The sequence below is a fragment of the Dyella sp. genome, assembly GCF_035508675.1.
GTDB lineage: Bacteria > Pseudomonadota > Gammaproteobacteria > Xanthomonadales > Rhodanobacteraceae > Dyella_B.
In genome coordinates this window covers 1-13638 of the sequence record NZ_DATJMN010000148.1, presented here as the reverse complement: position 1 = coordinate 13638, position 13638 = coordinate 1, and the positions used below count along the sequence as shown (strand labels likewise).

Annotated in this window: 10 protein-coding genes; 5 read left to right on the top strand and 5 right to left on the bottom strand. The window is 64.5% G+C overall.

The annotated features are described in order from the left end of the window. The first annotated feature begins 189 nt into the window (after positions 1–189). Positions 190–1107 carry a LysR substrate-binding domain-containing protein gene (locus VMA74_RS08250; protein WP_325366156.1) on the top strand — a complete coding sequence of 306 codons (918 nt, stop codon included), beginning with the start codon at positions 190–192 and terminating at the stop codon, positions 1105–1107. Between the two features lie 293 nt (positions 1108–1400). Further along, entirely contained in the window at positions 1401–1922 is a 522-nt protein-coding gene (locus VMA74_RS08245) for an acyloxyacyl hydrolase (RefSeq protein WP_325366155.1), read from the top strand. A gap of 163 nt (positions 1923–2085) precedes the next feature. Here VMA74_RS08245 and VMA74_RS08240 read toward each other — a convergent pair whose 3' ends face one another. The 5 genes from VMA74_RS08240 to VMA74_RS08220 all read right to left on the bottom strand — a co-directional run bounded on the left by VMA74_RS08240 (position 2086) and on the right by VMA74_RS08220 (position 7397). Then, positions 2086–3606 carry a DHA2 family efflux MFS transporter permease subunit gene (locus VMA74_RS08240; protein WP_325366154.1) on the bottom strand — a complete coding sequence of 507 codons (1521 nt, stop codon included), beginning with the start codon at positions 3604–3606 and terminating at the stop codon, positions 2086–2088. Positions 3607–3748: 142 nt separating this feature from the next. Continuing rightward, entirely contained in the window at positions 3749–4978 is a 1230-nt protein-coding gene (locus VMA74_RS08235; RefSeq protein ID WP_325366153.1) for an efflux RND transporter periplasmic adaptor subunit, read from the bottom strand. Between the two features lie 23 nt (positions 4979–5001). Continuing rightward, positions 5002–6441: an efflux transporter outer membrane subunit gene (locus tag VMA74_RS08230; RefSeq protein ID WP_325366152.1), complete on the bottom strand. Its 1440-nt coding sequence runs from the start codon at positions 6439–6441 to the stop codon at positions 5002–5004. Positions 6442–6594: 153 nt separating this feature from the next. After that, positions 6595–7059 (bottom strand): MarR family transcriptional regulator, encoded by a 465-nt coding sequence (locus VMA74_RS08225; protein WP_325366151.1) that lies wholly within the window; start codon positions 7057–7059, stop codon positions 6595–6597. Between the two features lie 86 nt (positions 7060–7145). After that, positions 7146–7397, bottom strand: coding sequence for a hypothetical protein (locus VMA74_RS08220; protein WP_325366150.1), 252 nt, complete (start codon positions 7395–7397; stop codon positions 7146–7148). Positions 7398–7652: 255 nt separating this feature from the next. Here VMA74_RS08220 and VMA74_RS08215 point away from each other — a divergent pair, with 255 nt between their 5' ends. The 3 genes from VMA74_RS08215 to VMA74_RS08205 all read left to right on the top strand — a co-directional run bounded on the left by VMA74_RS08215 (position 7653) and on the right by VMA74_RS08205 (position 13586). Then, complete coding sequence (locus VMA74_RS08215) at positions 7653–8465, top strand: helix-turn-helix transcriptional regulator (protein ID WP_325366149.1); 813 nt, start codon at positions 7653–7655, stop codon at positions 8463–8465. A gap of 119 nt (positions 8466–8584) precedes the next feature. Then, entirely contained in the window at positions 8585–13168 is a 4584-nt protein-coding gene (locus VMA74_RS08210) for a DEAD/DEAH box helicase (protein WP_325366148.1), read from the top strand. A 34-nt stretch (positions 13169–13202) separates the two neighbouring features. Next, positions 13203–13586, top strand: a complete 384-nt coding sequence (locus VMA74_RS08205; RefSeq protein ID WP_325366147.1) for a VOC family protein — start codon at positions 13203–13205, stop codon at positions 13584–13586. Positions 13587–13638 lie beyond the last annotated feature (52 nt).

Here is a 13638-nt window from a genome sequence, read left to right as displayed (position 1 = left end):
GCGTCAGGGCGACGTGAGGAGCTACGTTTCCTGCCGATGCTTGTCTTTCGCGGGGATGGCGGCCAGCAAGTTCAAGGCATGGCGAGGACGTGTAGCTGCCTATGGCTAGGGGGAAGGCCGCCACTGCATGCGCAGGTTAGTGGTAGAGCTTGCTAAGATCGATACAGCAAAGCGAATGGCTTGATACGCATGACGAATGATTACCTCGAGCTGCGGCATCTGAAGTACTTCGTCACCGTGGCCGACGAATTGCATTTCGGTCGTGCGGCCGAACGATTAGGCATTTCGCAGCCGCCGCTCAGCCAGCAGATTCATGCGCTGGAAACGCGGCTCGGCGCGAAATTGTTCGAGCGCAAAGGCCGTGGCATCGCATTGAGCGCGGCCGGCAGCGCCCTGCTCCCGCGCGCACGCACCATTCTTACGCAGGCCGAACGCGCGGCCGAATCGGTAGCCCGTTCGCAGCGCGGAGAATTAGGCGAATTGCATCTTGGGCTGGTGTCTTCCGGCCCGTTCACCATCGTCGTACCGCGCGTACTGGCCCGCTTCCGCGAACGCCTGCCCGACGTGCGCCTGCTGATCCATGAAATGGCCACCTCGCAACAGATCGATGCGCTGGAACAGGGCTTGATCGACGTCGGCGTGATTCGTCCCGATGCGTTGCCCGATCGCATCAAGGCCATCGAGCTGTTCAAGGATTCGCTCACCGTGGTGATGCACGCCAGCAACCCACTGGCGGCCGGCGATGGGCCTGTCGATATCCACGAACTGGCCGGCGAAGATTTCATCTTCTACCAGCGCCACCTGGGCATGCGTTTGTACGATGAAGTGGTGGCGCTCTGCGCACGCGCGGGTTTCAGCCCGCGCATCCTGTACGAAGTGCGTGAACTGCCCACCATCATCGGCCTGATTTCCGGCGGCTTCGGCGTCGCCGTGCTGCCCGGTTCGATCCAGCGCATGCGGGTGGAGAACGTGGTGTATCGCCCCCTGGCGAATACGGAAGCGGCCACCGCGGTCTGGGCGATTTACCGCGACGACGCCAACGACCCGATGGTGCATGCGTTCCTGGACATCGCGCAGTGCCTGGCGTCCAAGAGCTTGAAGGATTGAACGCAGTGATGGCGTAACCCAGATTTGCGTCTAATGTTCCCCGGGAACCGTCGCCTCGGCGAAGGCCCGGGCGACGAATCAACTAGATGCATGGGGCCTTCTTCAGTTAGCTGGGATCATCCAGGCGGCCTGGACCGGTATTTGCTTACGCGTCGCTGACGTTTTCGCGTACCTGCCTTGCCGGTCAACACTGTGTTGCCAAAAATGACACAAACATGGCTGGCAACCGCACTTAATCATTTGTAAACTTTAGAGTACACAAACGCACTTCCTATTCCCACGTAGGTCAACTCATGCGCATGCATCCTTTTACCCGCGGCGCCGCTGCCGTACTGCTATTCGCGTTGCCGGCACTTCCTGCCATGGCGGCCCGCTTCGAGCTGCAAGGTGGCGTCAGCTACATGGACAGCTACAGCACACCCGCCGCGTTCGGCGAAGTGATCTTCGACGAGCACTCGTTCGGCAGCAGCAACTTCACCTGGGCACCCGACATCACCGCCGGCTGGATCAGCGGTCGCGATCTCCGCCGCTACGACAACAGCCGCTACACCACCCGCGACGATATCGGGCTGGTCGCTGCCGGCGTGCGCATCCATTACGGCCCCGCCGATGCGTGGTACCGGCGACTCTTCATCAGCGAACAGCCGACCGTGCATACCGGCCGCACCGAGGCGCTGAGCAGCGCATTTGAATTCACCACCACCGTGGGTTACCAGGCGAATCATTGGAGCGTGGGCATTCGCCATATCTCCAACGCCGGCATCCATGAACCGAACCGCGGCGAGACGATGGCGGTAGTGGGCATTGCGTTCTGAGTCGGGCATTCGTGCATTGCAAAACGGCCCCGAATGGGGCCGTTTTCTTGTGTGCATGGTGTAGATCGACGATGAGAAGGCAATCCACCATCCTTGCAATGGCGGAGGTGAATTCCACAACTGCAAGGATAAACGCCATCGCCGACCCGACACGGCACGCAACTCAATGCCCGCCACCCCCTGCCCCGGCCTTCGCCCCGAACGGCGGCTTGGCCATCCAGATCACCACGATCAGCGACAGGAAGATCCAGCCCAGCACGTGGAAGATTTCATTGAAGGAAATCTGCAAGCCTTGCGCGCTGATGGTTTCGTTCAACATCGCCAACGTCGTCTGCGTATCGCCGCCCCGGTTGAGGGCCTGCTGCGCGATCGGGTTGTAGGGCGTGATCTGTTCGGCCAGTTGCGAGTGATGCAGCACCGCGCGACGTTCCCACATGAAACTGGTGAGCGAGGCAGCGAAGCTGGCGCCCACGGTGCGCAGGAAGGTGGCCACGCCGCCGCCGGAAGCGAGCTCATGCGGCTGCAGATCCGACAGCAGGATGGTGGTGACCGGCATGAAGAACAGCGCCACACCCAGACCTTGCAGTAATTGCACCGATGCGATGTGGTAGAAATCCACGCCGATGTAGAAATGCGCGCGGATAAGACAGGTGCTGCCCATCACCACGAATGAGGCCGCGGTGAGCATGCGCAGATCGAAGCGCGCGGCGTAGCGGCCGACGAAGGGCGTCAGGATCACCGGCAATATTCCCAACGGCGCGGCGGCGAAGCCGGCCCAGGTGGCGGTATAGCCCAGGTTGATCTGCAGCCACTGCGGCACCAGCAGGTTGATGGCGAAGAACGCGGCATACGCCAGCACCAGCGAGATGGTGCCCATGCGGAAATTGCGATGGCGGAACAGCTTGAGATCGACGATGGGCTCCTTGTCGGTCAGTTCCCAGATCAGGAACACCGCAATAGCGACCGCCGAGATCAGCGCGGTAATGATGATGAAGTTGGAGTTGAACCAGTCTTCGTCGTTGCCCTTGTCCAGCACCACCTGCAGCGCGCCGACGCCGATCACCAGGGTAATCAGGCCCACGTAGTCGATCTTCGGACGCGACGTGACCACTTCGCGCAGGCGCATCTGGTTGGCCACCACGAAGCTGGCGAAGATGCCGATCGGCACGTTGATGAAGAAGATCCACGGCCAGGAGTAGTTGTCAGTGATCCAGCCGCCGAGGATCGGGCCGGCGATCGGCGCCACCACCGTCACCATCGCCAGCAGCGCCAGCGCCATTGGCCGCTTGTTGGGTGGATAGATGCCGATCAGCAAGGCCTGCGTCACCGGATACATCGGGCCGGCCACGGCGCCTTGCAGGGTGCGGAACACGATCAGCATGCCCATGCTTTGCGCGATGCCGCACAGGAGCGAGGCGATCGAGAACGCGAGTGTGGCCCATACGAACAGCTTCACCTCGCCGAAACGGCGCGTGAGAAAGCCGGTGAGCGGCAGCGCGATGGCGTTGCTCACCGCGAATGAGGTGATCACCCAGGTGCTCTCATCCGAACTCACGCCGAGATTGCCGGCAATGGTCGGCAGCGACACATTGGCGATGGTGGTGTCCAGCACCTGCATGAACGTGGCCAGCGACAAACCGATCGTCGCCAGGGCCAGGTTGGGTGGACGGAAATGGGTGCTCATGGATATCTGCTCATGATGCGGGGAACGGGGGACAAGGAGCGATGAACAGGTGGCCGCGCGACGGACCCGGCTGCGCATGTATCCCGGGAGCGGAATGGAACGGGCGACGCAGTGCTACACGTTTCCCGTTCCTTGCCGCTTGTCAGCGCGCCTTCGCCATCGGGTCTTCACCCTTGGCATTCACTGCCTGCCCCATGTTTTCGTGAATGATCCGCTCGATCTGCGCATTCGCATCGGCGAGCTGATCCTTGTACACGTCCGTGCTGAAGCGCGGTTCGATACGCGGCGATTGCGCCAGCGTGGGACCGTTCTGGTCGTGCAGGTTCACGTCGGTGGTCATCGACATGCCGATGCGCAGCGGACTCTTGTCGAGCTGCGAGGGATCGGTGAACACCACGCGCACTGGAATGCGCTGCACGATCTTGATCCAGTTGCCGGTGGCGTTCTGCGCCGGCAGCAGCGAGAACGCACTGCCCGTGCCGACGCCGAGGCTTTCCACCTTGCCGCTGTACTTCACTGAACTGCCGTAGACGTCGGAGGTGAGTTCCACCGGTTGACCGATGCGCATGTGGGTGAGCTGGGTTTCCTTGAAGTTGGCATCCACCCACACCTGGTGCAGCGGCACCACCGCCATCAGTGCGGCGCCCGGTTGCACGCGCTGGCCCACTTGCACGGTGCGCTTGGCCACGTAGCCGGTCACCGGTGCGACCATCACGGTGCGCAGGTCATCCAGGTAGGCAGCACGATACTGTGCGGCAGCCGCTTTCACATCGGGGTGCGACGCGACGACGGTGTCGTCCACCAGCACCTTGTTGGTCTGCAACTGCTGTTGCGACGTCGCCAAGGCGCTTTGCGCGGCGGTGAGCGCGTCGCGTGCATGAGCCAGTTCCTCCGCGGAAATCGCGCCGGTCTTGGCCAGATTGCGGCGGCGGTTGTAGTCGGCCTGCGCTTTCTCCAGCGCGACCTTCTCCACGGCCACCTGCGCCTGCGCGCCGGTCACGGTGCTGTACAAGCCACGCACGCGGCGTACGGTGTTGGCGAGGTTCGCCGCGGCGCGTTGCAGACCAACGTCGGCGTCAGAGCGGTCCAGCTTCACCAGCACTTCGCCCTGCTGCACCATGTCGCCGTCATCGGCGGTGATGCTGATGACGGTGCCGGCGATGCGCGGCGTGATCTGCACGATGTTGCCATTGATATAGGCATCGTCGGTGCTTTCGTACCAACGCCCTACGATGAAATACCACGCCGTCCAGGCGATGGCGGCAAGCACGATCACCCCCAACAACAGCCGCAGCAGGAAGCTGCGCCGCTTGTTGGTCGGCGGTGCCTGCACGGCGGACGTGTCGGCGGTATTGGGATTCGGACTGGACATGGGGGTGCCTCAGAAACGTTGGATTACTTGGAGGAAAGTTGGGTGTCGGCCTGCGGCCGGAAGCCGCCACCGAGCGCCTGGATCAGTTGTACGTTGAGATCGGATTGCTGGGCGTGCAGCGCCGCCATGCGCTGTTCGGCGGCAAGCAATTGCTGGCGTACGCTGAGCGCTTCCAGATAGTTGCCGATGCCGGCCTTGTAGCGCTGTTCGGCCAGCTTCCATGCATCGTTCGCCGCATCCAGCGCGCGCTGTTGCGCGGCGATCTGCGTCTGCATCGAGGCGACGGCGTCGTAGTCGTCGGCCACTTCGTTGACGGCGGACACCAGCGTCTTGTTGTACTGCGCCACGGCGAGGTCGTACTGCGCATCCTTGCTGTTCAAGTTGGCGCGGCGGCGGCCACCGTCGAAGAGCGGCAAGCTGATCGCCGGGGCGACTTCGTAGAAGCGATTCTTCAGCGTGAACAGGTTGGCGCCGCCGAAATTGATCAGGCCCACCATCGCGCCGATGTTGACGTTCGGCAGGAATTCGGTCTTGGCGGATTTGATGTCCTTGCTGGCGGCTTCGACGCGCCAGCGTGCTGCGACGAGGTCGGCGCGATGGCCGAGTAGATCCACCGACAGATTGCCGGGTACGGTCAATGCGGCCGGCGGCAGCAGTTGCGGACGGGCGATTTCAAGACCACGATCGGGGCCTTTGCCGAGCAGCACGGCCAGCGCCGTGCGCGCGGCATCGACCGCACGATCGGCCTGCGCCTTCTGCCCTTGCGCACTGGCAACTTCCGAATCGCTTTGCTTGAGCTGCATCTGGTTGTCGATGCCGGCGGCCACACGCTGGCGTGTGAGATCGCGCGCTTCGCTGGCGCGCTTCAATTCGGCTTCGGCGACGTCCTGTTGCGTGTAGGCATAGCCAAGTTGCACGTAAGCGCGTGCGACATTGGTGGACAACTCGACGCGCGCGGCTTGTGCATCGACTTCCGCCGCGCGCTGCTGGCCCAGCGCCGCTTCCCATGCGGCGCGCTGGCCGCCCCACAGGTCCAGGTCCCATTTGAAGCTGGCATCCGCGTATTTCAGCGCGCCGACGTGGCCGGTACCGAACACAGGCACGGAAGTGGGAATGAAAGCTTCGCCAACGCTGCCGCCAAGGTTGACGGTCGGCTTGCGCGCGGCATCGGTCGCCCCGGCGGCAGCCTGCGCCTGGCGTGCACGCGCATCGGCTTCGGCCAGGCCGGGATTGTCGCGCAGGGCTTCGACGATCAGCGCGCTGAGCTGGGGATCGCCCAGTCCGGTCCACCAATCCTCCTTCGGCCACGCCGCATCGGAGACCTCGACGTGCGCCAGACTGCGATCGGTCTTGAGCGACGAAGCATCGGTCAGCGTGCCGTTGGGGTGCAGGCCGCCGCTGGTCGCACAGCCGGCAAGGGCCAACGTAAGTACAACAGCCGCCGCAAGAGTTTGCAGACGCATGGCTTTGAATCTCGATGTTGAAGTGAATGGAGCTGTTTCACCGGGCCACCTTCCTGGGTGGGTCCGACTTGCAGCCGACGTGTCCCGGCAGTTGCCGATACAGCGGGCGCTTACGGGCGCCTGCTGCGTTGCAGGTCTTCCATGGCCTGCTCGTCAATTCCTGTTCTTGTCCCGCAGCGCGTGCAATACGCGGCCGAGGTAATCGTGCAGGCGCTCGCGCTCGACCTCGCTCAACGACTTTTGCGCCGCTTCCAGCACGCGGTCATTGCAACCGGTCAGCTGCTGCCACAGCGCATCGCCGGCCTCGGTCAGTTCGATGCGCAGCGCGCGCCGGTCCTGTTCGTGCGGGCGGCGGCGCAGATAGCCCTTGCCTTCGAGCTGGTCGAGCTGACGCGTCATGGCGCCGCCGTCCAGCTCGACCGACCGGGCCAGCTCGGTGGCCGTCATCGGGCCGAGCATGGACAGCCGCTTGAGCATGATGAATTGGATGTAACGAAGGTCCAGGCCCTTAGCCGCGATTTCCGCCTCGATGCTGCGTACCAGCTCGACGCGAACCAAGTTGATCAGTAGGCCCAGGCTTTCCTGACTAGTAGGGGTAATGAGCGGTCCGGGGTTCATGGACGCGTATTTTATTGCCCCTAAGATATTTGTCAAGGCAAATATGTAGTGCGCACCTTTTGTTGCGGCAAATTGACAGGAATGGATTACTGCGGGGCCACCAGTTCGGCCAGCTCGTCGTTCATCCAGGCCTTCAAGGCCGGGTTGCGCAACTCGAACAGCTCGAACACGCCCAGCGCGCGCAGCGCCGGCAATTGCGCCAGCAGGCGCGGTTCCATCGCCCGCCGGACCGCCTCGGGCGTGGCCGGGTCGAGCATCTGATGGGCGCAGGCAACAAAGGTCTCCAGGGGGGAACGGGACACTTCGGACTTCAGGGCAACCAGTTGAAGCAGGGACATGACCTTTCCTTTCGTTGAAGCGGATCGCTCATTAAGACGGACGAACGAGGCCTGTCGTGACCGACATGGGCGTGCCAGGCAAACGGCCTGCGCCTTGCGCAATCAGCGGCCCCCTGGGGTGTTCGTCGGAAAAAGCCGCGAGCGGCGGCAGCGGCGTGGCTGACTGGCCGGTCGACCTGTCAGTAAAAGGAAGCTTAGGCAAAATGGATGACAAGCTGATAACGTCATTTGGCCAAAAAATGTCGAGACTCGGCCATGCAGCGGACCAAGCAGGAGCTTTACCAACTTATCGAACGGCTGGACGGCCCTTCCCTCATCACCTATTGGGACGACGGCGAAACCTTCAGCGACCACAAGCCCGAGACCAAGCGCCACGACTGGCACACTCACGCCCGCGGACAGTTCTTTTGCGTGGAAAGCGGCCTGGTGCACATGCACACCGCACACGGCTCCTGGCTGCTGCCACCGCATCGCGCCGGCTGGATGCCGCCGGGCGAGCTGCACAAGGTCAGCATCAGCGGTGAAGTGACCGGATGGGGCGTGTTCCTGCATCCGGACATCGCCCATGGCCTGCCCGAACGGCCGGGCGTGATCGGCATCAACGCGCTGATGCGCGAGTTGGTTCACCGCGCCAGCGCGTGGACCTGGAACCGCGAGCTCAACGAACGGCAGGAACGCCTGATGACGGTGCTGCTGGACGAAATCCGCGAGGCACCGCTGGAACCCTTGCACCTGCCGATGCCGATCGATCGCCGCCTGCTGCGCATCGCCCACGCCGTGCTGGAACAACCCCACGACAACCGCAGCCTGGAAGAATGGGCCGCCTGGGCCGGGCTTTCCGCACGCACGCTCAGCCGCCTGTTCCGTGCGGAAACCGCCCTGAGTTTCGCGCAATGGCGCCAGCAGGCGCGGCTCACCAAGGGCCTGGAACAACTGGCCGACGGCCTGCCCGTCGCCACCGTGGCGGACGGTCTGGGCTATGCCAGCCCCAGTGCCTTCATCGCCATGTTCCGCCGCTGCTTCGGCCATCCACCGGCGCGCTATTTCGGGCAGCGCGTGGTGATGTAACGGACCGTCTCATCCGCTGAGACTGAGGGCAGGCAGGATGGCCCAGCTTTATACGCGGCGGAATCACCCCTATGTCATGATCCACGCGCTGTCACCCGTGCGATCACGGGTTACCTACGATGCCCTTGCAGAACTTCCATCCCGCGGTTGCCGCCTGGTTCGGCAACACGTTTCCGGCGCCGACCTCCGCGCAGGCCGCGGCGTGGCCGGCGATCAGGGCAGGGCAGCACACCCTGGTGGCCGCGCCGACCGGTTCGGGCAAGACGCTTACCGCCTTTCTCGCCGCCATCGACCAACTGGTGCAGGAGAGCGTGGCGCGCGGCGGCACGCTGCCGGACGAAACGCGCGTGGTGTACGTGTCGCCGTTGAAGGCGCTGTCCAACGACATCCACATCAACCTGGAAGCGCCGCTGGAAGGCATTGGCGCCGAGCTGGAAAAGCTCGGCCTGCCCGGCGCACCGATCCGCACCGCCGTGCGCACCGGCGACACGCCGCAGGCCGAACGCAGCCTGATGCGCAAGGCGCCGCCGCACATCCTGGTGACCACGCCGGAATCCTTGTACGTGCTGATGGGTTCGCTATCCGGGCGCGAGATGCTGAAAAGCGTGCGCAGCGTGATCGTGGACGAAATCCATGCGGTGGCGACCAGCAAGCGCGGCGCGCATCTGGCGTTGACGCTGGAGCGGCTGGAAGCGCTGTGCCAGCGGCCGTTGCAGCGGATTGGCTTGTCGGCGACGCAGAAGCCGATCGAGGATGTGGCGAAGTTTCTGGTGGGCGAGGGCACGGGTTTAGCTCCCTCTCCCCTGCGGGGAGAGGGCCGGGGTGGGGGGCGCATCTCGCCGGAAACGCAAACAGAGCAACAGCCTTTTATTACCGACCTCTTCGCCAGAACCTCCCCCCCTCTTCCTGAAGAGGAGGGGGCTAAAACGAGAGCGACAAACTGCAGCATCATCGACGTCGGCCACACCCGCGCCCGCGACCTCGCCATCGAAGTCCCGCCCGTGCCGCTGGAAGCGGTGATGTCCAACGACACCTGGGAGCTGGTCTACAACCAGCTTGCGCAACTGGTCGAGCAGCACCGCACCACGCTGGTATTCGTCAACACGCGGCGCATGGCCGAGCGCGGCGCGCGGCATCTTTCCGAACGGCTGGGCCATGAAGCCGTCGCCGCGCATCACGGCAGCCTTGCCAAGGAACAACGCCTGGAGGCCGAGCAGCGCCTGAAACGCGGCGAGCTGAAAGTATTGGTCGCCACCGCGTCGCTGGAACTGGGTATCGACATCGGCGACGTCGACCTGGTGTGCCAGCTGTCTTCGCCACGCTCCATCGCCGCCTTCCTGCAGCGCGCCGGCCGCTCGGGCCACGCCGTGAACGGCACGCCCAAAGCGCGCCTGTTTCCCACCAGCCGCGACGACCTGGTCGAATGCGCCGCCATGCTCGACTGCGTCCGCCGTGGCGAACTCGACACGCTGGTGCAGCCACCGCAACCGCTGGACGTGCTGGCGCAACAGATCGTGGCCGAAGTGGGCTGCGCCGAATGGGACGAAGACGCGCTGTTCGATCTGGTCCGCCGCGCCTATCCGTACCGCACGCTGCCGCGCGACACCTTCAATGCCGTGGTGCGCATGCTGGCCGAGGGTTTCAGCACGCGGCGCGGCGCGCGCGCGGCGTACATTCATCGCGACGCCGTGCATAAGGAGCTGCGTGCGCGACGTGGCGCGCGGCTTACCGCCGTCACCTCGGGCGGCACCATTCCCGATACCGCCGATTACCTGGTCGTGCTGGAGCCACAGGCCACCATCGTCGGCACGGTGAACGAGGATTTCGCCGTCGAAAGCCTGGCCGGCGACATCTTCCAGCTCGGCAACACCAGTTATCGCATCGTGCGCGTGGAACGCGACCGCCTGCGCGTGGAAGACGCGCAAGGCGCACCGCCCAGCATTCCGTTCTGGCTGGGCGAAGCGCCGGGGCGCAGCAACGAATTGTCGGTGGGCGTGTCGGGCCTGCGCGAAGAAATCGCCACGCGCATCGATGCCGGCGGCGTGCAGGCGGCGTTCGACTGGCTGCGCCAGGTGCTCGGCCTGAACGAATCGGCCGCGCAGCAGATCGTGGAATACCTTGCCAAGGCCAAGGCCGCATTGGGCGTGATGCCCACGCAGTCCACGCTGGTGTTCGAGCGTTTCTTCGACGAATCCGGCGGCACCCAGCTGGTCATTCACACTCCGTGGGGCAGCCGCATCAACAAGGCCTGGGGGCTGGCGCTGCGCAAGCGCTTCTGCCGCCAGTTCAATTTCGAGCTGCAGGCGGCGGCAACGGAAAACGCGATCGTGCTGTCGCTGTCCACCAGCCACAGTTTTCCGCTGATCGAAGTGGCGCGCTACCTGCACAGCAACACCGCCGAGCACGTGCTGGTGCAGGCGCTGCTGGATGCGCCGCTGTTTCCGGTGCGCTGGCGCTGGAACGCGGTAACCGCGCTGGCCTTGCCGCGCTACGCCGGCGGCAAGAAAGTACCCGCACCCTTGCAGCGCATGAAGAGCGAAGACCTGCTCGCCACCGTCTTCCCCGACCAGGTGGCCTGCCTGGAGAACATCGTCGGCGAACGGCAGATTCCCGACCACCCACTGGTGAACCAGACCTTGCACGACTGCCTGCGCGAAGCGATGGACGTCGACGGCTTGCTCGAGGTATTGCGCAAGATGGAAGCGGGCGCGATCACCGTGGTCGCGCGCGACCTCACCGCACCCAGCCCGCTTGCCAGCGAGGTGCTCAACGCAGCGCCCTACGCCTTCCTGGACGACGCGCCGCTGGAAGAACGCCGCACGCGCGCCGTGCAGACGCGCCATTGGAACGGCATCGAGGATACCGACGACCTGGCCAAGCTCGATCCGGAGGCGATCGCCGCCGTGCGCGCCGAAGCATGGCCGGAAGTGCGCAGTGCAGACGAGATGCATGAGGCGCTGAATGGGCTGGGTTTCGTCACGGGCGAAGAAGTGCAATCCAATGGATGGCTCGACTGGCTGCACAAGCTGGCGAACGTTCACCGCGCCACGCTGCTAGCTCCCTCCCCTATGTGCAGAGGAGGGCTGGGGTGGGGTGAAGTCCCCACGCTCACCGCAAGCCCCGGCAACCCCCTCCCAGCCTCCCCCTGCATACAGGGGGAGGAGCAGGTTTCAGGCGGCATCTGGATCTGTGCCGAAAAAATTCCCATGTGGCAGGCGGTGCACAGCCATGCATCCATAAACCCGCCCATCACCGTGCCCGCCGAATACGCCGCTCAGACCTGGATCCGCGAAGACGCTCTGCTCGAACTCGTGCGCGGCCGCCTGTCCGGCCTCGGTCCCAGCACCGTTGCAGCACTGGCTGCATCGATGCAGGTCGACGCCACCGACGTCGACCTCGCCCTGATCCGCCTGCAATCCGAAGGCTACGTGATGCAGGGCCATTTCACGCCGGAGGCCAGCGAAACCGAATGGTGCGAGCGCCATCTGCTGGCACGTATCCATCGCTACACCATCGGCCGCCTGCGTCGCGAGATCGAACCGGTCAGCCGCCGCGACCTGATGCGCTTCCTGCTCGAATGGCAGCACACCACAGCGGGAACCAGGCTCAGCGGCCCCGATGCACTCAGCGGCGTACTCCATCAGCTCGAAGGTTTCGAAGCGGCGGCCGGTGCGTGGGAAAACGAACTGCTCGCAGCGCGCATTGAGGATTACTCCAGCCGCTGGCTGGACGAACTCTGCCGCGCCGGCCGCATCGGCTGGAACCGCCTGCGCCGTGGCGGCGGCAGTGGCGGCCCGGTGCGCGCGACACCGATCGTGCTGCTGCCGCGGCGACAGTTGCCGATCTGGACCGCGCTGGCCGATGGCAAGCAGGAACAGGAGCTGCTGCTGTCTTCGCGGGCGCAAGCCGTCGCCGATACGCTGACTACCCACGGCGCCTTGTTCTTCGACGAACTGCTCGATGCCGCGCATCTGTTGCGCACCGAACTGGAAGATGCGCTTGGCGAACTCGTCTCCGCCGGCCGCGTCAGCTCGGACAGCTTCGCCGGCCTGCGTGCCTTGCTCATACCGGCCGCCAAGCGCGAGTCGCCGCGGCATCGCCGCACGCGTCGGCATGGCTTGAGCGAGATCGAGGATGCGGGCAGGTGGTCGCTGGTGCGCAAGCTTCCTACCCGTGCATCGCTTGGCAGCGAGGCGTCGCCTGCTCACGACGATCCGATCGAACACATCGCCCGCGTCCTGCTGCGCCGCTACGGCGTGATCTTCTGGAAGCTGCTCGAACGCGAAGCCCCTTGGCTGCCCTCGTGGCGCGAACTGCTGCGCGTCTACCACCGCCTGGAAGCGCGCGGCGAAATCCGCGGCGGCCGCTTTGTGGAAGGGCTGGTCGGCGAGCAATTCGCGCTCCCCGAAGCCATCGCCCACTTGCGCAGCATCCGCCTGCGCCCGCCCGAACAACAACTCGTCACCCTGAGCGGCAGCGACCCCCTCAACCTGGTCGGCACCGTCCTTGCCGGCGACCGCCTGCCTGCGCTGGCCGGCACGCGCGTGCTGTACGAAGACGGCATGCCCGTCGCCGCATGGGTCGCCGGCAAGCCCCAATGGTTGATCGAGGGCGACCTCGCTCAACAACGGCGCTGGTACAACGCCTTGCTGCGCCGACCCGAACCTGATGGCACCAGCGGCGTAACCTACGTGCATCGCTAGGGGCCTCACCCGCACAAATCCTGATGGGGGAACCATGCATCATTCCCGGCTTTGCGCACTGCTCATCGACTGCAACACCTCCGATATCGACAAGGCCGCTAGCTTCTGGGCCGAAGCATTGGGGCGCCCCGTCGACCCCGACCATCCGGGCACGCGCGGCAATTACCGCATGCTGGAAACACCGGAGGACGAACCCATCGTGCAAATCCAGCGCGTCGAGCATGAGAGCAGGGTGCATATCGATATCGAGACCGACGACATGCCTGCCGAAGTGGCGCGCCTGGAAAAATTAGGTGCTCACGTGGTCACGCGCCTTGAGCGCTGGGTCGTGATGCAAGCACCTACCGGTCAACGATTCTGCGTGGTCCGCATACAGCGCCCGGGATTCCCCAAGAACGCCAATCGCTGGGATGGATGAGTGCGTTCCCGCGTAGGTTGGGGTTCGCCCCGGACTTGATCCGGGGCGAACC

Bases quoted from the DNA above. Each gene is read 5' to 3' on its own strand.
- VMA74_RS08250 (WP_325366156.1), top strand. From the start codon at position 190: ATGACGAATGATTACCTCGAGCTGCGGCATCTGAAGTACTTCGTCACC.
- VMA74_RS08245 (WP_325366155.1), top strand. From the start codon at position 1,401: ATGCGCATGCATCCTTTTACCCGCGGCGCCGCTGCCGTACTGCTATTC.
- VMA74_RS08240 (WP_325366154.1), bottom strand. From the start codon at position 3,606: ATGAGCACCCATTTCCGTCCACCCAACCTGGCCCTGGCGACGATCGGT.
- VMA74_RS08235 (WP_325366153.1), bottom strand. From the start codon at position 4,978: ATGTCCAGTCCGAATCCCAATACCGCCGACACGTCCGCCGTGCAGGCA.
- VMA74_RS08230 (WP_325366152.1), bottom strand. From the start codon at position 6,441: ATGCGTCTGCAAACTCTTGCGGCGGCTGTTGTACTTACGTTGGCCCTT.
- VMA74_RS08225 (WP_325366151.1), bottom strand. From the start codon at position 7,059: ATGAACCCCGGACCGCTCATTACCCCTACTAGTCAGGAAAGCCTGGGC.
- VMA74_RS08220 (WP_325366150.1), bottom strand. From the start codon at position 7,397: ATGTCCCTGCTTCAACTGGTTGCCCTGAAGTCCGAAGTGTCCCGTTCC.
- VMA74_RS08215 (WP_325366149.1), top strand. From the start codon at position 7,653: ATGCAGCGGACCAAGCAGGAGCTTTACCAACTTATCGAACGGCTGGAC.
- VMA74_RS08210 (WP_325366148.1), top strand. From the start codon at position 8,585: ATGCCCTTGCAGAACTTCCATCCCGCGGTTGCCGCCTGGTTCGGCAAC.
- VMA74_RS08205 (WP_325366147.1), top strand. From the start codon at position 13,203: ATGCATCATTCCCGGCTTTGCGCACTGCTCATCGACTGCAACACCTCC.